Consider the following 23,294-nt stretch of genomic DNA (forward strand, 5'->3'; position numbering starts at 1 on the left):
GCTTATTTTCCTTGGGGTGCAGGTTTGGCCCACCAGGCCATCATCACCCAGTCTTCCGCCCCGGCATAGGGCGGCATCGGCGGCTTGAAGCCCAGCCGCCAGCCGTTGTAGGCGACGCGGTGAGACGTCAGCGTCCACTGGGGGATCAGGTAGTGGCTATGCATGATCACACGGTCCAGCGCTCGGCAGGCCGGGATCAGTTCGGCCTTGGTCCTGGCGCTGACCACCGCGGTGACCAGTGCATCCACGGCCGGGCTCTTGACGCCGAAGTAATTGCCCGAACTCTCAGTGTCGGCCGCCTTGCTGCCGAAGATGTCGCTCAGTTGCTGGCCCGGGTCGTGCGTGCCCGGGAAGTTAATGGTCGTGATGTCGAACTCGAATTTGTCCAGCCGCTGCTGGTAGAGCGCGAAGTCAACCGGCGAGAAGCGCAGCGTGATGCCCAGCTTTTCCAGGTTGCGCATCCAGGGCCCAACGGTGCGCATGCCCGTGTCACGGCTGTCCAGGTAGTCGAGCACCATGGCCTCGTCCTTGACATTGCRCAGCGCGCCGTCGCGGTAGGTCCAACCGGCATCCTTGAGCAAGGCCTGTGCCTTGCGCAGGTTGTTGCGCAACGACTGGCCTTCACCGGTCGTTTCGGGCGGCTGGTACATGGGCCCGAACACCGCGGCAGGCACTTTGGCGCGCAAGGGTTCCAGCAGAGCCAGCTCGTCCGGTGATGGCTGGCCGGTGGCGGCGCAGTCCGTGTTGCCGAACAGGTCTTTCACGCGCGGATAGCCGTTGTAGAACAACTGCCGGTTCATCCATTCGTAGTCCAGAGCCAGGTCCAGGGCCTCGCGCACACGCGGGTCGGAGAGCATGGGCTTGCGGCTGTTGAGCACATAGCTCTGGAACCCGGACGGCTGGCGGTGCTGGAATTCCTGCTTGACCAATTCGCCCGAATCGAAGCGCTTGCCCGTTACACGGCGTGCCCAGTCGCCGGCCGAGTAAAAGCTCATCATGTCGAACTCGGCCGCCTTCAGGGCCTCCAGCCGCGCGGTGCTGTCCTTGTAGATCTTCACGGTGATGCGATCGAAGTTGTAGCCGCCGCGCCGCACGTTCAAATCGCGGGCCCAGTAGTTGGGATCGCGAACATAGGTGATGTCCTTGCCGAAACGCACCGGGCCTATTTTGTAAGGCCCGCTGCCGATGGGCACGTCCATCACGACGTCGTCGAAGCGCTTGGGCTTGCCGTTCACCACGCCCCATGCGCGGCTGAACACCGGCAGGCCGCCAACCGTCAGGGGCAGTTCGCGGTAGGGCTTCTTGAACCGGTAACGCACCGTGCGCGCGTCGATCACGTCGCAACCCGCCACGTCCTCCAGCGCGGTCTTGTAACCGGGCGAAGTGTAAGGGCCTATCAGCGTATCGTAGCTGTGCTTGACGTCCGCGGCCTCCACCGGCGTCCCGTTATGGAACTTTGCTTGCGGCCGCAGGCGGAACACCACGCTTAGCCTATCGGGCGCGACCTCCACGTCCTCGGCCAGCAGGCCATAGCCCGCGGCGGTCTCGTCCATGGAGCCGGCCAGGAGCGAATCGAACATCAACGTCGACAGGTAGGCCGGCGCCGAGCCCTTGATGGTGAAGGGGTTGTATTTGTCGAAGGTCGAATAGCGAAGGTTGCTGACCAGGCGCAGGTCCCCGCCTTTGGGCGCGGCGGGATTGACGTAATCGAAATGGGCAAAGCCGACGGGGTATTTGAGGTCGCCCCAGAGCGCGTAGCCGTGCGCGGCCCACGATGGCAATGAAACTCCCAGCAGGACCCAGAGCAGCAAACTTCGCATGCGACAATTCTGCACTACTTGGGTCGGCAAATTTCCGGCGCGCATATCTCGCGCCCCCTGCCAGCCCACCCTCAGCACATTTACTGGAGCACTTGCATGGCGACACACACCGGATTCCTCACTGGCAAAAAACTGTTGATCACGGGCGTGCTGTCCAACCGTTCCATCGCCTACGGCATCGCCAAGGCCTGCCATGCGCAAGGCGCCGAACTGGCCTTCAGCTACGTGGGCGAGCGCTTCAAGGACCGCATCACGGAATTCGCCGCCGATTTCGACTCGAAGCTGATTTTTGACTGCGACGTGGGCGACGACGCCCAGATCGCCAAGCTATTCGCCGACCTGTCCCAGACCTGGCCGACCTTTGACGGCTTTGTGCACAGCATCGGTTATGCGCCGCGTGAGGCAATCGCCGGTGATTTCCTGGACGGCCTGTCGCGCGAGGGCTTCAAGATCGCCCACGACATCAGCGCCTACAGCTTTCCGGCCATGGCCAAGGCCGCCCTGCCCTACCTGAACAAAAAATCCGCCCTGCTCACGCTGACCTACCTGGGCGCGGTGCGCACCGTGCCCAACTACAACACCATGGGCCTGGCCAAGGCCAGCCTGGAAGCCTCGGTGCGCTACCTGGCCGAGTCGCTGGGTCCCAAAGGCATGCGCGTCAACGGCATCAGCGCCGGCCCTATCAAAACCCTGGCGGCCAGCGGCATCAAGGGCTTCGGCAAGATTTTGAGCGTAGTCGCCGAGGCTTCGCCGATACGCCGCAACGTGACGATTGAAGACGTGGGCAACGTGGCGGCCTTCCTGCTGAGCGACCTGGCCGGCGGCGTGAGCGCCGAGATCACCTATGTCGATGGCGGCTTCAGCCACGTCGTGGGCGGCATCGCCGAGCCCGCCGAAGCGGCTTGAAACTGGCCTGGCGGGGTGCGCCTGTTCAGGGCTGCCGCCAGTAGTCGTAACTCCAGACGGAGGCAAAACCCGCGCGCCGGTACAGCGCCAGCGCCGCGGCATTGACGTCTTCGACCTGCAAAAACGCCCGCGTGATGCCGCGCTGTTCGGCCACCCCGGCGATCCCCGCCAGCACACGCCCGGCCAGTCCCCTGCCCCTGCAAGCCTGGTCGGTGCGCATGCCGTGCACGCTGGACCAGCCATGGCTGAACGCGCCGGCGCCCGCCGCCACGGTTTTGCCGTTCTCGCGGACGCTGGCATAGACGGACCCGCGGGCGCGGCTCAAGGCCTTGACGCGGCTGGCGCCGTCCACCGGATCAAAACCCTCGGCCAAAAATAGCGCTGCCCATGCAGCATCGGGCGCATCGTCGGTTTCCGCTGGTGCGGCCGCACTGGCCGCGCGCATGGCCTGGACAGTCGCAACCTGGACCAGCACGGGTTTCCCGGCCTGGTATCCGCGCCGCGCCAGTTCCTGCCGCAGGCCGTCGAAGCAGGCCTCATTTGCCAGGCGGAACACCGTGTGCAGGCCGCGCGCCCGATAACGCGCTTCGACCTGGTCGACCAAGCCCTCCTCAGCCGGTACGTGGCGTAGCGGCACGGCGCTGTGGGCCCGGCTGACGGTGCCGCCGTCAAAAGGCAAAAGCCAGCCCTGGAATTCCTCCACGGCTTCGGGAGACACCGCGGCCAGGGTGGCCCGCTCTATGGATTCGATATCGCTGGAGGTCATGGTTCCTCGGGGTGAAAAGTCCACGGGACAAAGCCCGCGCGCAGGCGGCTTCGGGTCTGATGATTATTGGCTAGGAATCCCGCCCGTTGAAATGCTGGACGGGAATGGCGGCGAGGTCCAGATCCTGCACGCAGCGCAGGTTGATGGCCGCCATGCGCTTGCCATCCGGGCCTGTGCCCTCGCCATAAGGGTGGATGCCGCAGGTGGGGCAAAACCGGTGGCGAATGAGGTGCTTGTTGAACAAATAGGTGCTGGCGTTCTCGTCGGGGGTCAGCAGGCGCAACTGCTCGTGCGGAACAAACCAGAGCAACGATCCCTTGCGCGAGCACATGGAGCAATTGCAGGCCAGCGCGCTGGTGGGTTGGCCTTCAACCTCGAAGGCAATCCTTCCGCAATGGCAACTTCCTTGGTGAGTCATGTTTTGCATCCTTTTTTCTCAATAATCTGGAAGGGAAGCACGCGCGTGTGGCGCGCCCTCAACAGTTTGCTGAAGGGACGCTTGCAGCGTCCGGCACGGGACTATAGACTGTACATTCATACAGCTTAAAGTCAACAACACCATGGCGACCCAGCATCCATTCCAACCCCCTTCCTCCCGCGCTTTGGCGCCAGCGACTTTTTTTCACCTCAAGGCGCTACACCTGCTGCTGGTCCTCGCAGGCCTGTTGACGCCCGCCCTGCCCACCTCGGCCCTGGCTTTGGCGGCTGCCCCGCAGGCGCCGGAGCTGATGCTCGCCAAGGTCTATCGCCCAGGCACCTCCGTGCCCGACTACTGGGTCAGCGAAAAATACGACGGCGTGCGCGGCTACTGGGATGGTGAAAAGCTGCTGACCCGTGGCGGGGAACGCATCGCCGCGCCGGCCTGGTTCACGGCCGGCTGGCCCAAGGTGCCGCTGGACGGCGAGCTTTGGGCGGGCCACGGCCAGTTTTCCCGGGCGATGTCCACCGTGCGCCAGCAAAGCCCGGACGCGGCGGCCTGGCGGGCCATGCGTTTCATGGTGTTCGACCTGCCGGCGCAAGGCGGCCCGTTCAGCGAACGCATTCCCGCGCTGAATGGGGTGGTGAGCCGTATCGACCAGCCCTGGGTGCACGCCGTGGCGCAGTCCAAGGTGGCCAACCATGCGGCCCTGCAGGCGCTGTTGGCCACCACCGTCAAGCATGGCGGCGAAGGCCTGATGCTGCACCGGGGGGCGTCGTTTTACAAAGGCCAGCGCAGCGACGACCTGCTCAAGGCCAAGCCGCATGAAGACAACGAGGCCCGCGTGGTGGCGCACCTCCCCGGCCAGGGAAAATACGCGGGCATGGTTGGGGCGCTGCTGGTGGAAATTCCGGGCGCGGACGGCAAGGCCGGCCAGCGTTTCAAGCTGGGCAGCGGCCTCAGCGACGAGTTGCGCCAGAACCCGCCGCCCGTGGGCAGTACCGTCACCTACCGTTTTCGCGGCCTCAACGACAGCGGCATTCCGCGCTTCGCGAGCTTCATGCGGATGCGGGACGACGCCCTTTAAGCCGGGCGGGTGCGCACCCGGCTCCGGGCCTACCACCGGGTCTATTTCTTGACGCAGTCGGCGTAGTAGCGGGTCTTGCCTTTGGCATCGACCTCTTCGACGAGTCCATGGATGTCGGTCTCGAAACCCGGGCACTGGGCGTTGAATTCGCGCGAGAACTTCAGGTAGTCGACGATGCGCTTGTTGAAGACCTCGCCCGGAATCAGCAGCGGGATGCCCGGCGGGTACGGCGTGACCAGGCCCACGGTGATGCGGCCCTCCAGGTGGTCGATCTCGACCCGCTCCGTCGTGCGGTGGGCGATGTGGGAATAGGCGTCGCTGGGCTTCATGGCGGGCGCCAGGTCGCTCAGGTAGACCTCGGTCGTCAGCCGCGCGATGTCGTACTTCGCGTACAGCGTATGGATGTGCTGGCACAGGTCGGCCAGGCCCATGCGCTCGTACTTTGGGTACTTCTGGCAGAACTCAGGCAGGATGCGCCACATCGGCTGGTTCTTGTCGTAGTCGTCCTTGAACTGCTGCAGCGCCGTCAGCAGCGTGTTCCAGCGGCCCTTGGTGATGCCGATGGTGAACATGATGAAGAAGCTGTAGAGGCCGGTTTTCTCAACGATCACGCCGTGCTCGGCCAGGAACTTGGTCACGATGCTGGCCGGGATGCCGGTTTTGGCGAACTTGCCGTTCAAATCCAGCCCGGGCGTGACGATGGTGCACTTGATCGGGTCCAGCATATTGAAGCCAGTCGCCATCTGGCCGAAGCCGTGCCAGTTGTTGGCGCCATTGCGGGCCGTTTTGGCGCTGCGGGATTCGCCTTTGATGATCCAGTCCTGGGCTTCGCCGATGCCCTCTTCGACCAGCTTGTCCGGCCCCCAGACCTTGAACCACCAGTCGTCGCCGTATTCCTCGTCGATCTTGCGCATCGCACGGCGGAAATCCAGCGACTCGGCGATGCTTTCCTCGACCAGCGCGGTGCCGCCGGGCGGCTCCATCATGGCCGCGGCCACATCGCAGCTGGCGATGATGCTGTATTGCGGTGAGGTCGAGGTGTGCATCAGGTAGGCCTCGTTGAAGAGGTGCCTGTCCAGCTTCACATTCTGCGAGTCCTGCACCAGCACGTGGCTGGCCTGGCTGATGCCGGCCAGCAGCTTGTGGATGGACTGGGTGGCATAGACCACGGCGGTTTTTGGCCGGATGCGGTTTTTGCCCATGGCATGGTAGGCGCCATAGAAGGGATGGAAGGCCGCATGCGGCAACCAGGCCTCGTCGAAGTGCAGGTTGTCGATGTAGCCGTCCAGCATGCCCTTGATGGTCTCGGTGTTGTAGAGCACGCCGTCATAGGTCGACTGCGTCAGCGTCAGTACACGCGGCTTGACCTTGCTGCTGTCCACGCCCTTGAGCAGCGGGTTGGCATCGATCTTGGCGCGGATCGCTTCCGGCTCGAACTCGCTCTGCGGAATCGGCCCGATGATGCCGAAGTGGTTGCGCGTGGGCTTCAAAAACACCGGAATCGCACCCGTCATGATGATGGAGTGGAGGATGGATTTGTGGCAGTTGCGGTCGACCACCACGACATCGCCCGGCGCCACCGTGTGGTGCCAGACCATCTTGTTGCTGGTGGACGTGCCGTTGGTCACGAAGAAGCAATGGTCGGCGTTGAAGATGCGCGCGGCGTTGCGCTCGCTGGCGCCGATGGCGCCGTCGTGGTCCAGCAGCTGGCCGAGCTCTTCCACCGCGTTGCAGACGTCGGCGCGCAGCATGTTCTCGCCGAAGAACTGGTGGAACATCTGCCCGACGGGGCTTTTGAGGAAAGCGACGCCGCCCGAATGGCCGGGGCAGTGCCAGGAATAGGAGCCGTCCTCGGCGTAGTCGAGCAAGGCCTTGAAAAACGGCGGCTGCACGCCTTCCAGGTAGCTCTTGGCCTCCCGCAGGATGTGGCGCGCCACGAACTCGGGCGTGTCCTCGAACATGTGGATGAAGCCGTGCAGCTCACGCAGGATGTCGTTGGGGATGTGGCGCGAGGTCTTGGTCTCGCCATAGACATAGATCGGCACGTCCAGGTTCTTGCGGCGCACCTCTTCGATAAAGGTACGCAGGTTCAGCACGGCGGGGTCGAGATCGGGCCCGGGCGAGAACTCTTCGTCGTCGATCGACAAAATAAAGGCGCTGGCCCGGCTTTGCTGCTGGGCGAACTGCGAGAGGTCGCCGTAGCTGGTGACGCCCAGTACCTCGAAGCCCTCGCTTTCAATGGCCTGCGCCAGCGCGCGGATACCCAGGCCGGAGGTATTTTCGGAACGAAAATCTTCGTCAATGATGACGATGGGAAAGCGGAATTTCATGACGGGGAGAGCAGTTCAAGGGCGCCCTGAACCTGTCGGAGGGCATGGGGAACGCTCAAAAGGCATAGACAGGTTGAGCCCGAGCGGTGATAGGAAGCTTTTTCCAAGCAGCGAAGTGTAAGGACATATTGTTGCGCTACGCTTGTCTTGGGGTCTAATTGCCCCAAAATGTAGCGGATGACCTACAAAAGGAGGATGCATGAGTGAATCGACGATCTGGTGGCTGCTGGCCGGCGTGGCCGTCGCGGTGGAACTGGCGACGGGAACGTTTTACCTGCTGATGGTGGCCGTGGGGCTGGCGGCCGCTGCCGTCGCCGCCCATCTGGGCGCATCGACGTCCGTGCAGCTGATCACCGCGGCCGTGGTGGGCTCGGCCACCGTTGGCATTGCCCATTTTGTCCGGGGCCGGGGCCCCGAAGCCCTGCCGCCCGGGACCAACCCGGACGTCAACATGGATGTCGGCGAGACCGTGCAGGTCGACGACTGGCAGGCCGACGGTACGGCGCTGGTGCGCTACCGCGGCGCGCAATGGGCGGTTGTGCAAGCGGCCGGAGCAACGCCCTCCACGGGTCCGCACCGTATCCGGGAAGTCATTGGCAGCAAACTGGTCGTAGAAAAAATCTGAGGGAATCAACATGTCGTCTTATGTAGCACTTATCGTTTTCATCGTCGGGATGATCTTTGTCATCCGCGCCATCAAGGTCGTGCCCCAGCAGAATGCCTGGGTCAAGGAACGCCTGGGGAAATACGCCGGAACGCTGACGCCCGGCCTGAACTGGCTGATTCCCTTCGTGGACCGCGTTGCCTACAAGCACAGCCTCAAGGAAATCCCGCTCGACGTGCCCAGCCAGGTTTGCATCACGCGCGACAACACGCAGCTACAGGTSGACGGCATCCTGTATTTCCAGGTCACCGATCCGATGCGCGCCAGCTACGGCTCGTCCAACTACATCGTGGCCGTCACCCAGCTGGCCCAGACCTCGCTGCGCTCCGTCATCGGCAAGCTGGAGCTCGACAAGACCTTTGAGGAGCGCGACATCATCAACGCGCAGGTTGTGGCCGCCATTGATGAAGCAGCGCTGAACTGGGGCGTGAAGGTCCTGCGTTATGAAATCAAGGACCTGACGCCACCCAAGGAAATCCTGCACGCCATGCAGTCGCAGATCACCGCCGAGCGCGAAAAACGCGCGCTGATCGCCGCCTCGGAAGGCCGCCGCCAGGAGCAGATCAATATCGCCACCGGTGAACGCGAGGCCTTCATCGCCCGCTCCGAAGGCGAAAAGCTGGCCGCCATCAACAATGCCCAGGGTGAAGCGGCCGCCATCATGGCCGTCGCCGACGCCAATGCCAAAGCCATCGAAATGGTGGCCGCCGCCATCCGCCAGCCCGGCGGCGAGCAGGCAGTCCAGCTCAAGGTCGCCCAGCAGGCGGTGGACGCCTACTCCAAGGTGGCCAAGGACGCCAAGACCACCTTGATCGTGCCCAGCAACATGACGGAAGTCGGTTCCCTCATCAGCTCCGCCATGAAGATGGTGCAAGCCAACAAGGTGTAATACGGGTCTGCCGGGAAAACAGCTATGAGAAAGCCATGACCGCAAAAAACGTCCTGGGCACGGACCTCGTGCCCTGTTCCTACGACCCGCTCACCGGCTACTTTCGCGACGGCTGCTGCAACACGGACGCCTCGGACCTCGGCTCCCATCTGGTTTGCGTGCGGGTCACCGCCGGGTTCCTGGCGTTTTCCGCCCTGCACGGCAACGACCTGAGCACACCACGGCCTGCCCACCGCTTCGCCGGGCTCAAACCGGGCGACCGCTGGTGCCTGTGCGCCAACCGCTGGCGGGAAGCGCTGGAAGCCGGCTTTGCACCACCCGTCATCCTTGAGTCCACCCACGGCAAGACACTGGAATTTGTCACCCTGGCCCAACTGGAGAAACACCGCTTCCAGGGCGCCGTTCATTAGCGTGTGCATTTATGGCGTATTTCCCGGCCAGCAGGCCTGGGCACTGCTATAATCAAAGGCTTCGCGGAAGGGTGGATGAGCGGTTTAAGTCACACGCCTGGAAAGCGTGCGTAGGGTTAAACCTACCGCGGGTTCGAATCCCGCCTCTTCCGCCAGTGAGTCAATGAAAACGGGGCCTTGCGCCCCGTTTTTCATTTTGGTCTTACATCGAGCTCTGACGCTCGCCAGTCCGGCTACTCCGGCTTTGTCTCCACGTCGGCTTCCACCATCTGCTTGATCTTCTCCACTTCGGATTGCATGTGCTGCAGAAATGCGGCAAAACCTTCGCGGCCCAAGCGCTCAATGGCATCGTCGACTTCCTGCTGGCTGGTGGGACGCGGATACGGCACGCCGTCTATTTCGCAGACCGAGGCAGCGGGATAGACAAAGCCCATCATGTAGGGGAGATTGGCCGCCGCTTCAGTGCCGAACATCCGCGTGAGCTGGCTTTCGTAGAGGATGTCGATGGGCTTGATCTTCAATTTACGCCCCAGAACATCGGTAAGAACCACGAGCTGTTCGGCAACGGTTTCCGTGCTGCTGGAACCTGAAGGAATTCCCGGGGTTGCTTGCGTTTTAGCCATTTGACGTCTCCAAGAAAAAGGTTGATCCGCCGGGCGTAATCTCGAAAGGGCCGCGTCTGGCCCTGATCCACGGGTACCTCGCCGGATTGGTTTTGTGCATTCCAGGCAGGTCACTGTCATCCTTTATTCCTATCGGAAGCACAAAAACCCTGCCTGAATCCATTCTGGTTCGGTAAAAAGAGTTCGTTTGCCCGCATTGTCTTTTTGCGGGCAATGTTTCCACGATTCCTTGTTTCAGCCGTAGCCGGCAAGGCTTTCCACTTTCTGGCTTCAGCAAAAGACGGGCAAAAAAAAGCCACCTTGCGGTGGCTTTTTTATCTGCGGTGAACGATCAGTTCAGGGCGGATTTCTTGCCGTCCTTGTAGACGTACAGGGTGATGGCGGGGTTCTTCAGTTCGCCGTTGGGTTCAAAAGCGATGGTGGTGGTTACGCCCTTGAAGTTGGTCTTGATCAGCTCAGGGGTGTAGACCTTTGGATCCCAGGAACCGGCGCGCTTCATGGCGTCAACCAGGACGAAGGTCGCGTCATAGGTGTACGGGCTGTAAACCTGGAACTGCTTCGGATACTTGGCTTCGTAGCGCTTCATCCAGGCTTCGCCGCCTGGCATTTTTGCCAGGGAAGCGCCGCCTTCAGCGCAGACCACATTGCTGATGGTCTTGGSGCCGGCTGCCAGCTTGGCCAGTTCGGCCGTGCAGATGCCGTCACCGCCGAAGTACTTGACGTTGCCCATGCCGAGCTGCTCCATCTGGCGCAGCATCGGGCCGCCTTGTGGGTCCATGCCGCCGAAGAAGATGGCGTCGGGAGCCTTGGCCTTGACCGCGGTCAGGATGGCCATGAAGTCGGTGGCTTTGTCGGTCGTGAACTGTTCGTCAACGACGGTCATGCCTTTTGCCAGGGCCGTCTTCTTGAACACTTCAGCAACGCCTTGGCCGTAAGCGGTACGGTCGTCGATGATGGCGACCTTCTTCAGCTTCAGTGCGTCAGCGGCATAGAAAGCCAGGCCGGCGCCCAGGGCGTTGTCGTTGGCAATGATGCGGTAGGTGGTCTTGTAGCCTGGCTTGGTCAGGTTGGGGTTGGTTGCAGCGCCCGTGACGTGGGGAATGCCGCAATCGTTGTAAACCTTGGAAGCAGGAATCGTCGTGCCGGAATTCAGGTGGCCGACCACGCCGGCGACTTTGGAGTCGCACAGTTTTTGTGCGGCTGCGGTGCCCTGTTTTGGATCAGCAGCGTCATCTTCAGCAACAATTTCAAACTTGACCTTCTTGCCGCCGATGACCACGTTTTGCGCGTTCAGGTCTTCGATGGCCATGCGCACGCCGTTTTCATTGTCTTTGCCGTAATGGGCCTGCGAGCCGGACAGCGGTGCCACATGGCCGATTTTGACGACTGCGTCTTGGGCAGAAGCAAAACCCGCCACCGCAGCAAGGGCAGCCACTACTGTCAGTTTTAATTTCATTTGCATAAAAACACTCCGATTAGGAAATTACCGTTAAAGGTTGAGAACGAATTTTTTTACTCAACGGGGCCGAACATAACGCAATTTCCGGGCCCGCACCATAGCAACGTCCCTAGGTTAATTTCTGATAAGGGGGTTTACCCGGGGAGCAGATCGGCTTATGTGAGCGCGTGTTTCAGCAGCGCCCGCGATGCTGCAGCGAGGGAAAAATTCGCGGATCCAAACAGTCACCTGCGAGACCTATCCGCCGGCCGCCGGCGGCGTGCGTTCATTCGCGAAAGCCTGGCTGACGGACTGGCGGACGACGCCCTCGATTTCTTCGCGAAGGCGCGGCGCCAGGCTTTGCGTGTGTTCAAGAATGAGCTGGCCCACCACCTCGCGCAAACGCCTGTCCAGCATCAGGTCCACCCGCTGCAGCACGCGCTGCACCATCTGCTCCTGCAAGTCCGGCGAAGCCGCCAGTGCGGCCATGGGTGCGGCAGTGGATGCTGTCGGGGGCGCTGCCGTTGCACCGGCCGGGCTCGGGGCCGGCATGGGGGCCGCGACGGGCCGCACGACCTCCGTCAGCGTGGGCACAAAGCGCGGCGGCGCGGGCGGCGGGCGGTTCATGCACCCTCCCCGGCCGTGGCCAGGTCATGCCGTTTCATCGCATAACCCCTGTCGGTGTAATGCTTCCAGCGGCTGCGCGCGGCGAGGCGGTCTTCGTCGCCCTGCGCCACCACTTCTATAAAACGCTCAAAGCGCTCGAACTCGGGCGGGATGCCCTGTCCCAGGTTGACCAGCACGCCATAGTGGGGGCAGGCCTGGAGCGATTCCGCCAGCACCACGGGCGATGCCGCCAAGGTGCTCTCGGCCGCCCCGGCCCGGCAGTGCGGAACGAACTCGGCGGGCGAAAAGCTCCACATCAGCTGGTCCAGCTCGGCCAGCATCGCCGGCTCACCCGTCACCACCACGCTGGCCCCGCTCAGGTAGGCCTTGCGCAACAGCCGGCAGCTGTAGGCCAGCTTGTCAGGCACGTTGAAATGGAAGGCGATTTCGGTCATGCCCGTGTTCTGGCGGCGGCTTTGGGTTTTGCCGAAGCCTTGGGTTTAGCGGCTGCTTTGGGCCGGCTTGATGCGATCTGGCCCAGGAGGTAATCGAGCAGCAGCGGCACGGGGCGGCCGGTGGCGCCCTTGGCGGCGCCGCCTTTCCAGGCGGTGCCGGCGATGTCCAGGTGCGCCCAGGGGAAGCTGGCCGCAAAGCGCTGCAGGAACTTGGCCGCGGTGATCGCACCGCCGGCCCGGCCGGCCACATTGGCGACGTCGGCAAAATTGGTCTTCAGGCCTTCGGCGTAATCGTCGTCCAACGGCATCCTCCAGCACAGGTCCATGGAGGATTCACCTGCCTGGGCCAGCGCCCCGGCCAGGGCATCGTCGGTCGAAAACATCCCGCTGCGCACGCCGCCCAGCGCGATCACGCAGGCGCCCGTGAGCGTGGCGATGTCGACCACGGCCCTGGGCTTGAAGCGCTCGGCGTAAGTCAAAGCGTCGCAAAGCACCAGGCGTCCCTCGGCATCGGTGTTCAGGATCTCGATGGTCTGCCCGCTCATGCTGGTGACCACGTCGCCCGGCTTGATGGCGCGGCCGCCCGGCATGTTTTCGCAGGCGGGGATCAGGCCCACCACATTGAGGGCAGGCTGCAGTTCGGCCAGGGCCCTGAAGGTGCCCAGGACGCTGGCAGCGCCGCACATGTCGAACTTCATCTCGTCCATCTCGGCGGCAGGCTTGATGGAAATGCCGCCCGTGTCGAAGGTAATGCCTTTGCCGACCAGCACCACAGGCGCCACGGTCTTGGCCGCACCGTCGTAGCGCAGCACGATGAAGCGCAGCGGCTCGGCCGTGCCCTGGGCCACGGCCATAAAGGAGCCCATGCCCAGTTTGGCGACCTCTTTAGGGCCCAGCACTTCGACCTTGATATTGCGCAACTTGCCCAGTTCCCTGGCGGCGCCGGCCAGCAAGGTCGGCGTGGCATGGTTGGCCGGCCGGTTGGCCCATTCCTTGGCGAATTCCAGGCCTTTGAGCAGGGCCGTGCCCTTGTCCAGGCCGGCCTTGGCCGCTTTGGCGCTCGCGGCATCGCCCACGGCGATCAGCACGCGCTGCAGCCTGGAGGGACTGGCCTTGGACTTGGTGGTGGTGTAAACGTAGGTCGCATCGCCACAGGCTGTCACGGCGGCGCGCACGGCCTCGGCCTGCAGCGCGTCCAGCAGGTCCAGGCACAGCACCACGCGCTGCGTGTTGCCGTTTTTCACGGCGCCCAGGGCCGCGGCGACGGCGGTGCGGATGTGTTTAGGGCTGGCGTCCCCCACCCCGGCCAGCACCAGGCGCGTGGCGGCGATGCCGGGCGCGCGGTAGGCGGCCAGCAGCTTGCCCGGCTTGGCTTCGAAGTCCCCTGACTTGGTGGCCAGAGCCGTCAGTGCCGACAGCGGATCGCTGCCGGCCCCCGTATCCTGGGGCACGAGCACGATCAGTGCGTCGGTTTTTTCGCTGCAAATGCGGGCGCGGGTCAGAGTTTTGAGTTCAAAGTCCATAATTCAGGGTCTGGTGGATAAACCGAAGTGAAACAAAAATAAAACAAAGCAAAAGCAGATATTCAGTCAATGTTATTCCAATCTTCGATTCGCAAAGAGCTGGCACGCAGTTTCGGCGCCACGCTGGTGGTGCTGGTCACCATCGTGATGACCATCGTGCTGATCCGCACACTGGGCCAGGCCTCGCGCGGTTTCATCAATCCGCAGGACGTCATGCTCTTCATGGCCTACTCCGCGCTGGGCCGCCTGCCGACCATCCTCACACTGTCGCTCTTCATCGCCATGGTCAGCACCCTGTCGCGCATGTACCGCGACAGCGAAATGGTGGTGTGGTTCACCAGCGGCCAGGGGCTGGCCGGCTTTTTGCGGCCGCTGTTCCGCTTTGCCTGGCCGGTGCTGCTGGTGATCACGCTGATGGCGCTGTTCGTCTGGCCCTGGACCAACCAGCAGACCAAGGACATGCAAAGCCGCTACGAGCAGCGCGGCGACATTGACCGCATCGCCCCCGGCCAGTTCCAGGAGTCTTCCAGCGGCAATCGCGTGTTCTTCATCGACCGCGACCTGGCTGGCGCACGGTCCAGCAACAACGTCTTCATCGCCGCCACCGAAAAAGGCAAAAGCTCCATCACCACCGCGCGGTCCGGCCGCATCGAGACCCTGAACGACGCCCAGTTCCTCATGCTGGAAAACGGGCAGCGCCTGGAAAACGTGATCGGCCAGCCGGCGCTCAAGATCAGCGACTTCGAGGAGTACGGCACCAAGACCGGCGACGCCAACCCGCTCAGCGAAAACGCGCCGGAAGCCAAGCTGCTGTCCACCCGCGACCTCGTCAAGACGCCCAGCCGCGGCAACCTCAGTGAGCTGGCCTGGCGCCTCGGGCTGGCGCTGGCCTCCATCAACTTCGTCGTGCTGGCCGTGGCCCTGGCCAGCGTGAACCCGCGCGGCGGGCGCAGTGGCAACATGATTTTTGTGCTACTGACCTTCGTGGTCTACAACAACCTGGTCAACCTCGGGCAAAGCTGGATTTTTGTCGGCCTCATCAGCTTCAGCAACTTCCTGCTGGCCCTGCACGGCGGCGTGCTGCTGCTGGGCCTGGCCTGGCTGTCCAAGCGGCAGTTCAACTGGGTGCTCAGGCCCGCCCGGCCCCTCAGGCGCGCGCCCATGGCCGTGCGCAATACCGACAGCGAGTTGCCATGAAAACCATACGCCGCCTGATTTACGGAGAAGTGCTGGCCGCCATCGCCCTGGTGGCGCTCGGCTTCCTGGCCCTGTTCTTCTTTTTCGACCTGGTTGACGAACTCCAATACCTCGGCAAAAGCAACGGCATCAATGCTGGCGAGATCTACCAGATCCGCCATGCGCTGCTGTATGTGGGCCTGCTGGTGCCCAACCACCTTTACGAGCTGCTGCCCATTTCGGTGCTGATCGGCACGATCTTCGTCATGGCCCGGCTGGCCCAGAGCTCCGAATACACCATTTTGCGCACCAGCGGCCTGGGCCCCTGGCGCGCACTGAAGCTGCTGCTGGCCCTGGGCGCCTTGTTTGTGGTGTTCAGCTTCGTGGTGGGCGACTACGTGGCGCCGGCCAGCGAGCGGGCCGCCCAGTTGCTCAAGGCGCGCTACCAGAGCAAGATCACCATAGGCCAGACCGGCGCCTGGCTCAAGGAAAAACAGGCCTACAACACCTACGTGGTCAACGTGAAGGCTCTCACCCCCGACAACGAAATGCAGGGCGTGCAGGTGTTCGAGTTCAACAACAAGGGACTGATCGTCTCGACCACCCAGGCGCCGCTGGCGAGCTTTGCCGCCGGCGATGCCTGGCAGCTGCAGCAGGCCACGCGTGCGGAATTCGAGGTCGGCACCGTGCCCGGCGCGGTCAGGCCGCAAGAGCGCGCCAAGGTCCACCGCGCGGTGCTTGAAAGCTTCCGCTGGCCCACCGAAATCAGCGCCGAAATGGTGTCCGTGGCGCTGCTCAAACCCGAGCGCATGGGCACCATAGACCTCTTCAACTACGTGCGCCACCTGGACGCCAACGGCCAGACGGCCCAGCGCTATGAAATCGAATTCTGGAAAAAGGTGTTCTACCCGCTGAGCTGCCTGGTGATGGTGATCCTGGCCCTGCCCTTTGCCTACCTGCACTTCCGCTCCGGCGGCATCGCGGGTTATGTGTTTGCCGGGGTCATGATAGGCATCAGCTTCTTCCTGCTCAACAACGTGTTCGGCTACATCGGCAACCTGCGCAACTGGATGCCCTGGCTGGCGGCCGCCACGCCCGGCCTGCTGTACATGGCCGTTTCGCTGGGCGCTTTCGGCTGGCTGGTGCTGCGGCGCTAGCGCATGCCCATGACGACGACAGCCACGCCATTGCGCGGCATCATCCTGCTGGCCCACGGCTCGCGCGACCCGCTGTGGCGCGCGCCCATCGAGGCCGTCGCCGCCCGGATACGCACCAGCGCGCCCGGCACACCGGTGCTCTGCGCCTATCTCGAACTTTGCGCGCCCACGCTGCCCGAAGCCGCGGCCGGACTGGCCGCCGCCGGCGTGCGCGCCATCCGGGTGTTTCCGATGTTTTTCGGCGTGGGCAAGCATGCCCGCGAGGACTTGCCGCTGCTGGTTGGGCAGGTTCAGGCCAGTCATCCGGGCATCGCCGTAGAGCTGCTGCCGAGCGCCGGGGAGCACCCCGAACTCACGGCCCTGATGGCGGCGATCGCCTTGGCCTGAAGCCTGCCGGCCCTGCCGCCTTAGCGCAATACAGGCATAATAAAGTGAATAATTAGCCTGAATTCGCATATGAACCTTCACCAATTCCGATTCGTCCAGGAGGCCATCCGGCGCAACCTGAACCTCACCGAGACCGCCAAAGCGCTGCATACCTCGCAGCCGGGTGTGTCCAAGGCCATCATCGAACTGGAAGAAGAACTGGGCGTGGAAATCTTCGCGCGGCATGGCAAGCGCCTCAAGCGTGTCACCGAGCCCGGTGAGCACGTCCTCAAAAGCATAGAGCTCATCATGCGCGAGGTCGGCAACCTGCGCCGCATCGGCGAGCAGTTCTCGGCCCAGGACAGTGGGACGCTGTCCATCGCCACCACCCACACCCAGGCCCGCTACGTGTTGCCGCAACCGGTCGCCAAGCTGCGCGAAGCCTTCCCCAAGGTCAACGTCAGCCTGCATCAGGGCTCACCCGACCAGGTGGCGCGCATGGTGCTCGACGAAGTCGCCGAAATCGGCATTGCCACCGAGTCGCTGACGCAGTACGACGACCTCGTCACCTTGCCCTGCTACGAATGGCAGCACATGCTGGTGATCCCGGTGGACCATCCACTGGCCAAAAAAGAAAACATCACGCTGGAAGACCTGGCCGAAGAGCCGCTGATCACCTACCACCCGTCCTTCACCGGCCGCACCAAGATAGACCTGGCCTTCGCCGCCAAGCGCCTGCAGCCGCGCATCGCGCTGGAGGCCATAGACTCCGACGTGATCAAGACCTATGTACGCCTGGGCCTGGGCGTGGGCATCGTGGCCGAAATGGCCATCAAGGAAGACGGCACCAACAGCGACCTGGTCGCCATCCCAGCCGGCCCGCTGTTCGGCATCAACGTAGCCCGCGTGGCCTTCAAGCGCAGCGCCTACCTGCGCAATTTCGTCTACAAATTCGCCGAACTGCTCAGCGACAAGCTGGACCGCGCCCTGATCACCAAGGCCATGGCCGGCCGCGTGAATGATTACGAGATCTAGTTCCTCTCCCCCGAAGCGGCCTGCGGCCGCCTCCCCCTCAAGGGGGCGCCGCTGGCGGCCCGGCAAAGCCGGTTCCGCGGCGGCTGCTTGAAAAAACCCTTACTTTGCAATCATGACTAACACCCTCGAACGCACCCCCAAGCTCGAAACCAAGCTGCCCGCCGTCGGCACCACGATTTTCACGGTCATGTCCACGCTGGCCGCCGAAAAAGGCGCCGTCAACCTGGGCCAGGGCTTTCCTGACTTTGAATGCGACCCGCAACTGGTCAACGCTGTCACCGGCGCCATGACCCAGGGCTTGAACCAGTACCCGCCCATGACGGGCGTGCCGGTGCTGCGCGAGGCCATCTCGGCCAAGGTGGCCAAGCTTTACGGCCACCGCTACGACGCCAACAGCGAGATCACCATCACCGCGGGCGCGACGCAGGCCATCATCACCGTCATCCTGGCCGTGGTCCATCCTGGCGATGAAGTCATCGTGCTGGAGCCCTGCTACGACAGCTATGTGCCCAACATCGAGCTAGCCGGCGGCAAGGTGGTTCGCGTGCCGCTGACGCCCGGCACCTTCCGTCCCGACTTCGGCAAGATTGCCGCGGCCATCACGCCGCGCACGCGCGCCATCATCGTCAACTCGCCGCACAACCCCAGCGCCACGGTGTGGAGCGAGGCCGACATGCTSGCSCTGCAGGAMCTGCTGGCKCCCACCGACGTGCTGCTGATCAGCGACGAGGTCTATGAACACATGGTGTTCGACGCGGCCCAGGGCCGCATCCACCAGAGCGCCGCCCGCTTCCCGGGCCTGGCCGCGCGCGCCTTCATCGTGAGCAGCTTCGGCAAGACCTACCACGTCACGGGCTGGAAGGTCGGCTACGTGGCCGCGCCCGCGCCCCTCACCGCCGAGTTCCGCAAGGTGCACCAATTCAACGTCTTCACCGTCAACACGCCGGTGCAATACGGCCTGGCCGCCTACATGGCCGACGAGCAGCCTTACCTGGACCTGCCGGCCTTCTACCAGCGCAAGCGCGACCTGTTCCGGGACGGCCTGGCCAAAACACGCTTCAAGCTGCTGCCCAGCGAAGGCAGCTACTTCCAGTGCGTGGACATCTCCGAAGTCAGCGACCTCGACGAAGCCGAATTCTGCAAATGGCTGACCACCGAGATCGGTGTCGCGGCCATTCCCCTGTCGGCTTTTTACGGCAACGGCTTCGACCAGCGCGTAGTGCGGTTCTGTTTCGCCAAAAAAGACGAGACCCTGAACACCGCGTTGCAGCGCCTGGCAAAGCTATAACCAGCGTATAGATCAGCGGTGGGCCTGTAGGCGCAGGCTGTCAGTGCTTGCCGACGGCTGGACACGCCCTCCTCCTGCTTGTCTGCCCCCGGTACCGGACAAGAATGAATGCACATCAATAACTAGGAGTGCTTCCAAATGTCCATTTCGCTCATCCTGCTGATTGTCTTGATCCTGATCCTGGTCGGCGCCCTGCCCACCTGGGGCCACAGTCGCAGCTGGGGCTACGGGCCCAGCGGCGGTATCGGCCTCGTGGTGCTGATCCTTGTCATCCTGCTGCTGATGGGACGCATCTAGTCAACGATCTCCCCAGGAAAAATGGCCTTGCGTTGCAAGGCCATTTTTTTGTCCGATTGAAGAAGCCCGACCTCAACTATTGAGTTGAGCCCAGGCCTTCTCAAGCCGTTTGATACTGACCGGCTGAGGCGTACGCAGCTCCTGCGCAAAAAAGCTCACACGCAGTTCTTCCAGCAGCCAACGGAACTCCTGCATGCGCKCATCSACCRCGCCCTTGCGYTCSGCCACCAGGCGCCAGTAGCGTTGTTCCTGCGGCCGCAGTTCGGCCAGTCGCGCCGCGTCGCGTGCCGGGTCGGCGCGCCATTTTTCCAGCCGCAAGGTGATGGCTTTCAGATAACGCGCGAAATGCTGCAGCTGCGCGTAAGGCGTGGCCGTCAGGAAACGCTTGGGCACCAGGCGCTGCAGTTGCTGGGCGGCATCCGCCGCGGCTTCAGCGGCGTTTTTGCTGTCCTTGATCTTGCGCTGGGCCACGGCGAATTCGGTGAGGATGCCCGCGGCCAGCCGCGCCACTTCGCTGGCGATCAGCGTCAGGCGGCCGCGGCCGTCGTCTATGCGTTTCTTGAACTCGCCCTCGTTGGTGGGCAGTGGGTCCAGCAGGAAAGCGCGGTCCAGCGCGACCTCGATGATCTGCTCGCGCAGCTCTTCCAGCGTGCCACCGCCGGAGTTGTCGGCAGCGCGGCCCACCAGCATGTAGGCCGTGGCCATCTTCTGCAGCTCGGGCAGGTTTTTCTCGAGGTACTTCAGCGCGTCCTTGATCTGCAGCGCGAAAAGCCGGCGCAAACCGGCGCGGTGCTTGGCGGCCGCCGCATCGGGTTCGTCGAACACCTCTATCGTGACCGCATCGCCCAGGTCGATCAGTGCCGGGAAACCGATCAGTGTCTGGGAACCCTTGCGGATTTCCATGAGCTCGGGCAGCTCGCCAAAACTCCAGCCCGTGTAGCGCTCCGCGACCTTGACTGCTGCTTTCTCAGGTGCGGCTTGTGCGCGCCCTGCCTGGGCCATAGGCCGGTTTGCATCGGGAACGGCAGCCGGCTCAGGCGCTTTCGCGAGGTTCTTGAGCCCGGCCAGCGCCTGGAATGCACCGCGTGCCTGTGATCCGAGCTCGCCCTTGAGCGCGCCCAGGTTGCGGCCCGCGCCCAGTTGCCGGCCATGCTCGTCAACCACGCGGAAGTTCATGAACAAATGCGGCGGCAACATGTCCAGCTTCATGTCGTTGCGCTTGACGTCCAGCGAGGTCGCGTCGCGCACCAGCTTGAGCACCGCATCCGTCAACGAGCCGCTGCCGAACACCTCGGGTTGCAGCAGTTGCTCCGTCATGCGGGCGGCGGTATCGGGCAGCGGCACCAGGCGCGAGCGCGGGCGCTGGTGCAGGGTCTTGATCAGCGCCTGGACCTTGTCCTTGAGCATGCCGGGCACCAGCCACTCGCAGCGCTCTTCGTTGACCTGGTTGAGCGCGAACAGCGGCACGTCGACGGTCAAGCCGTCGCGCGCATCGCCGGGCTCGTGCAGGTAGGTCACCACACAGTCCACACCACCCATGCGCAGGGTTTTGGGGAAAGACTGCGTGGTGATGCCGGCCGCCTCGTGGCGCATCAACTCCTCGCGGGTCAGCAACAAAAGCTTGGGCTGCTTTTTGGACTCCTCCTTGTACCAGTGCTCGCAGCTCGCGCCGCTGTGCACCTCGGCCGGCAGTTGCTGGTCGTAGAAGGCGTAAATCAGTTCTTCATCGACCAGCACGTCCTGCCGCCTGGCCTTGTGCTCGAGGTCCTGCACCTGCTGGATCAGCTTCAGGTTGGCGGCCAGGAAAGGCAGCTTGGTGTCCCAGTTGCCGGCGACCAGCGCCTCGCGGATGAAAATCTCGCGCGCCGTCACCGGGTCGACACGGCCGAAATTCACGCGCCGGCCGTTGTAGACCACCAGGCCGTACAGCGTGGCACGCTCCAGCGCCGTCACCTGGGCGGCCTTTTTCTCCCAGTGCGGATCCAGCAGCTGCTTGCTGAGCAAATGGCCGGCCACCTGCTCTATCCAGGCCGGGTCGATATTGGCGATGCCGCGGCCGAACAGGCGCGTGGTTTCCACCAGTTCGGCCACCACGATCCAGCGGCCCGGCTTCTTGCTCAGGCGCGCGCCGGGATGGCGGTAGAACTTGATGCCGCGCGCACCCAGGAACCAGTCTTCCTCGTCGCTCTTGCAGCCGATGTTGCCCAGCAGGCCGCAGAGCATGGACAAGTGCAACTGCTCATAACTGGCGGGCTTGTCGTTCAACACCCATTTCTGTTCGCCCACCACTGTATGGAGCTGGGAATGGATGTCGCGCCACTCGCGCACGCGGCGGATGTTGACGTAGTTCTCGCGCAGCAGGTTTTCGTACTGGCGGTTCGAGAGCTTGTGATCGGTCCCGTGGCCGCCACGCGCGTCGCCCAGCCATTTCCACAGCTTGAGGTAGCCGCTGAACTCGCTTCTTTCGTCATCGAACTTGGCGTGCTGCTGGTCGGCCTGGGCCTGCTTGTCCATGGGGCGGTCGCGCACGTCCTGCACGCTGAGTGCGCTCGCGATCACCAGCACCTCGTCCAGCGCGTTGCGGTCTTTGGCCTCCAGGATCATGCGGCCCACGCGCGGATCCAGCGGCAGTTTGGCCAGCGTACGGCCGACGCCGGTGAGTTCGTTGTCCTCGTCCACCGCGCCCAGTTCGGCCAGCAGCTGGTAGCCGTCGGCAATCGCGCGGCGCTGCGGCGGCTCGATGAAAGCGAACTCCTCGACATTGCCCAGGTGCAGCGCCTTCATGCGCAAAATCACCGAGGCCAGCGAGCTGCGCAGGATTTCCGGGTCGGTAAACGGCTGGCGGCCCTGGAAGTCCTTCTCGTCGTACAGGCGTATGCAGATGCCGTCGGCCACGCGGCCGCAGCGGCCGGCGCGCTGGTTGGCGGCCGCCTGCGACACCGGCTCCACCATGAGCTGCTCGACCTTGTTGCGAAAGCTGTAACGCTTGACGCGCGCGGTGCCGGCGTCGATCACATAGCGTATGCCGGGCACGGTCAGCGAGGTTTCGGCCACATTGGTCGCCAGCACGATGCGCCGGCCGCTGTGGCCGTCGAAAATGCGGTCCTGCTCGGCCTGGCTCAGGCGTGCGAACAGCGGCAGCACCTCGGCGTTGCGCGTCAGCGGCTGGTGCGCCAAGTGCTTGCGCAAATGGTCGGCCGCCTCGCGGATCTCGCGCTCGCCCGGCAAAAACACCAGGATGTCACCCGCGCTGTGCGGGCTCAGCCAGAGTTCGTCGACCGCGTCGGCAATCGCGTCGTTCAAATCATGTTCACGCGACTCTTCAAACGGCCGATAGCGCTGCTCGACGGGAAACATACGCCCGGACACCATGATGACCGGCGCAGGCCCCTTGGCAGAAGCAAAGTAATCCGCAAATCGCTGCGCATCGATGGTCGCCGAGGTGATGACCACCTTGAGGTCGGGCCGGCGCGGCAGCAGTTGGCGCAGGTAGCCCAGCAGGAAGTCGATGTTCAGGCTGCGCTCGTGGGCCTCGTCGATGATGATGGTGTCGTAGGCCTTGAGCAGCGGGTCGGTCTGCGTTTCGGCCAGCAGGATACCGTCGGTCATAAGCTTGACGGAGGCGTCGCGCGAAAGCCGGTCCTGGAAGCGCACCTTGTAGCCCACCACGTCGCCCAATGGGGTTTTCAGCTCTTCGGCAATGCGCTTGGCCACGCTGGAGGCGGCAATGCGGCGCGGCTGGGTGTGGCCTATGAGCCGGCCCTGGCCCGGCGGGTAGTTGAGCTTGCCGCGCCCCATGGCCAGCGCGATCTTGGGCAGCTGGGTGGTCTTGCCCGAACCGGTCTCGCCGCAGACGATGACGACCTGGTGGGCCGCCATCGCGGCGGTGATCTCATCGCGCTTGCCGGAGACCGGCAGCGATTCGGGAAAGGTAATGGTCAGGGGGGTCAAAGCGGGAGACGACAAGGGGAGAAGCAGGAAATAAGGACGCAGGCCGGGACGGCCAAAGCCGCCAATTATCGGCTGTTCCGGAAGGCGCC

At 63.5% G+C, this 23,294-nt stretch carries 21 protein-coding genes and 1 tRNA gene; 12 read left to right on the forward strand and 10 right to left on the reverse strand.

Annotated elements, in window-relative coordinates; genetic code table 11:
- Positions 1 to 2 precede the first annotated feature (2 nt).
- Complete coding sequence (locus AC1D1Y_RS16810; RefSeq protein WP_477683315.1) at positions 3 to 1,820, reverse strand: extracellular solute-binding protein; 1,818 nt, start codon at positions 1,818 to 1,820, stop codon at positions 3 to 5.
- Between the two features lie 96 nt (positions 1,821 to 1,916).
- On the opposite strand from AC1D1Y_RS16810, the gene fabI reads away from it, so the two are divergent.
- The gene (gene fabI, locus AC1D1Y_RS16815) at positions 1,917 to 2,726 is read left to right on the forward strand and encodes an enoyl-ACP reductase FabI (protein WP_477683316.1); all 810 of its coding nucleotides are present in this window, start codon (positions 1,917 to 1,919) and stop codon (positions 2,724 to 2,726) included.
- Positions 2,727 to 2,751: 25 nt separating this feature from the next.
- On the opposite strand, the gene AC1D1Y_RS16820 is transcribed toward fabI, so the two are convergent.
- On the reverse strand, positions 2,752 to 3,492 hold the full coding sequence (locus tag AC1D1Y_RS16820) for a GNAT family N-acetyltransferase (RefSeq protein ID WP_477683317.1): 741 nt from the start codon (positions 3,490 to 3,492) through the stop codon (positions 2,752 to 2,754).
- A 70-nt stretch (positions 3,493 to 3,562) separates the two neighbouring features.
- The gene (locus tag AC1D1Y_RS16825) at positions 3,563 to 3,910 is read right to left on the reverse strand and encodes a GFA family protein (RefSeq protein WP_477683318.1); all 348 of its coding nucleotides are present in this window, start codon (positions 3,908 to 3,910) and stop codon (positions 3,563 to 3,565) included.
- Positions 3,911 to 4,094: 184 nt separating this feature from the next.
- Between AC1D1Y_RS16825 and AC1D1Y_RS16830 the strand changes: the two genes are divergently transcribed.
- The gene (locus AC1D1Y_RS16830) at positions 4,095 to 4,997 is read left to right on the forward strand and encodes a DNA ligase (protein ID WP_477683319.1); all 903 of its coding nucleotides are present in this window, start codon (positions 4,095 to 4,097) and stop codon (positions 4,995 to 4,997) included.
- A 41-nt stretch (positions 4,998 to 5,038) separates the two neighbouring features.
- On the opposite strand, the gene AC1D1Y_RS16835 is transcribed toward AC1D1Y_RS16830, so the two are convergent.
- Positions 5,039 to 7,327 (reverse strand): Orn/Lys/Arg family decarboxylase, encoded by a 2,289-nt coding sequence (locus AC1D1Y_RS16835; RefSeq protein ID WP_477651729.1) that lies wholly within the window; start codon positions 7,325 to 7,327, stop codon positions 5,039 to 5,041.
- A 199-nt stretch (positions 7,328 to 7,526) separates the two neighbouring features.
- Between AC1D1Y_RS16835 and AC1D1Y_RS16840 the strand changes: the two genes are divergently transcribed.
- From AC1D1Y_RS16840 to AC1D1Y_RS16855, 4 genes are all read left to right on the forward strand, one after another.
- Positions 7,527 to 7,952, forward strand: coding sequence for an NfeD family protein (locus AC1D1Y_RS16840; RefSeq protein ID WP_477683320.1), 426 nt, complete (start codon positions 7,527 to 7,529; stop codon positions 7,950 to 7,952).
- Between the two features lie 10 nt (positions 7,953 to 7,962).
- Complete coding sequence (locus AC1D1Y_RS16845; protein WP_477651727.1) at positions 7,963 to 8,880, forward strand: SPFH domain-containing protein; 918 nt, start codon at positions 7,963 to 7,965, stop codon at positions 8,878 to 8,880.
- A gap of 35 nt (positions 8,881 to 8,915) precedes the next feature.
- The gene (locus AC1D1Y_RS16850) at positions 8,916 to 9,290 is read left to right on the forward strand and encodes a DUF2237 family protein (RefSeq protein WP_477683321.1); all 375 of its coding nucleotides are present in this window, start codon (positions 8,916 to 8,918) and stop codon (positions 9,288 to 9,290) included.
- A 65-nt stretch (positions 9,291 to 9,355) separates the two neighbouring features.
- Positions 9,356 to 9,445 (forward strand) — tRNA-Ser (locus AC1D1Y_RS16855).
- Positions 9,446 to 9,523: 78 nt separating this feature from the next.
- On the opposite strand, the gene AC1D1Y_RS16860 is transcribed toward AC1D1Y_RS16855, so the two are convergent.
- The 5 genes from AC1D1Y_RS16860 to AC1D1Y_RS16880 form a co-directional block, all read right to left on the reverse strand.
- The gene (locus AC1D1Y_RS16860) at positions 9,524 to 9,913 is read right to left on the reverse strand and encodes a hypothetical protein (protein ID WP_477683322.1); all 390 of its coding nucleotides are present in this window, start codon (positions 9,911 to 9,913) and stop codon (positions 9,524 to 9,526) included.
- 331 nt (positions 9,914 to 10,244) lie between these two features.
- Positions 10,245 to 11,375: a branched-chain amino acid ABC transporter substrate-binding protein gene (locus AC1D1Y_RS16865; protein ID WP_477683323.1), complete on the reverse strand. Its 1,131-nt coding sequence runs from the start codon at positions 11,373 to 11,375 to the stop codon at positions 10,245 to 10,247.
- Positions 11,376 to 11,609: 234 nt separating this feature from the next.
- The gene (locus AC1D1Y_RS16870) at positions 11,610 to 11,978 is read right to left on the reverse strand and encodes a hypothetical protein (protein ID WP_477683324.1); all 369 of its coding nucleotides are present in this window, start codon (positions 11,976 to 11,978) and stop codon (positions 11,610 to 11,612) included.
- The gene (locus AC1D1Y_RS16875) at positions 11,975 to 12,412 is read right to left on the reverse strand and encodes a DNA polymerase III subunit chi (RefSeq protein WP_477683325.1); all 438 of its coding nucleotides are present in this window, start codon (positions 12,410 to 12,412) and stop codon (positions 11,975 to 11,977) included. The genes AC1D1Y_RS16870 and AC1D1Y_RS16875 overlap by 4 nt, the downstream gene beginning before the upstream one ends.
- On the reverse strand, positions 12,409 to 13,935 hold the full coding sequence (locus AC1D1Y_RS16880; protein ID WP_477683326.1) for a leucyl aminopeptidase: 1,527 nt from the start codon (positions 13,933 to 13,935) through the stop codon (positions 12,409 to 12,411). Before AC1D1Y_RS16880 ends, AC1D1Y_RS16875 begins: the two co-directional genes overlap by 4 nt.
- Before the next feature lie 69 nt (positions 13,936 to 14,004).
- Between AC1D1Y_RS16880 and lptF the strand changes: the two genes are divergently transcribed.
- From lptF to AC1D1Y_RS16910, 6 genes are all read left to right on the forward strand, one after another.
- The gene (gene lptF, locus AC1D1Y_RS16885) at positions 14,005 to 15,132 is read left to right on the forward strand and encodes an LPS export ABC transporter permease LptF (RefSeq protein WP_477683327.1); all 1,128 of its coding nucleotides are present in this window, start codon (positions 14,005 to 14,007) and stop codon (positions 15,130 to 15,132) included.
- Positions 15,129 to 16,268, forward strand: a complete 1,140-nt coding sequence (gene lptG / locus AC1D1Y_RS16890) for an LPS export ABC transporter permease LptG (RefSeq protein ID WP_477683328.1) — start codon at positions 15,129 to 15,131, stop codon at positions 16,266 to 16,268. The genes lptF and lptG overlap by 4 nt, the downstream gene beginning before the upstream one ends.
- 3 nt (positions 16,269 to 16,271) lie before the next feature.
- Positions 16,272 to 16,655, forward strand: coding sequence for a sirohydrochlorin chelatase (locus tag AC1D1Y_RS16895; protein ID WP_477651718.1), 384 nt, complete (start codon positions 16,272 to 16,274; stop codon positions 16,653 to 16,655).
- A gap of 69 nt (positions 16,656 to 16,724) precedes the next feature.
- Complete coding sequence (locus AC1D1Y_RS16900; RefSeq protein ID WP_477683329.1) at positions 16,725 to 17,669, forward strand: CysB family HTH-type transcriptional regulator; 945 nt, start codon at positions 16,725 to 16,727, stop codon at positions 17,667 to 17,669.
- A 112-nt stretch (positions 17,670 to 17,781) separates the two neighbouring features.
- Positions 17,782 to 18,957, forward strand: a complete 1,176-nt coding sequence (locus tag AC1D1Y_RS16905; protein ID WP_477683330.1) for a pyridoxal phosphate-dependent aminotransferase — start codon at positions 17,782 to 17,784, stop codon at positions 18,955 to 18,957.
- Between the two features lie 138 nt (positions 18,958 to 19,095).
- Complete coding sequence (locus AC1D1Y_RS16910) at positions 19,096 to 19,254, forward strand: DUF3309 family protein (protein WP_411880438.1); 159 nt, start codon at positions 19,096 to 19,098, stop codon at positions 19,252 to 19,254.
- Positions 19,255 to 19,326: 72 nt separating this feature from the next.
- Here the strand turns inward: AC1D1Y_RS16910 and hrpA are convergent, their stop codons facing one another.
- A complete protein-coding gene (gene hrpA / locus AC1D1Y_RS16915) occupies positions 19,327 to 23,133 on the reverse strand; it encodes an ATP-dependent RNA helicase HrpA (protein WP_477683354.1) in 3,807 nt (1,268 codons plus the stop codon).
- Positions 23,134 to 23,294 lie beyond the last annotated feature (161 nt).

Source organism: Polaromonas sp. P1_G1 (assembly GCF_056405595.1).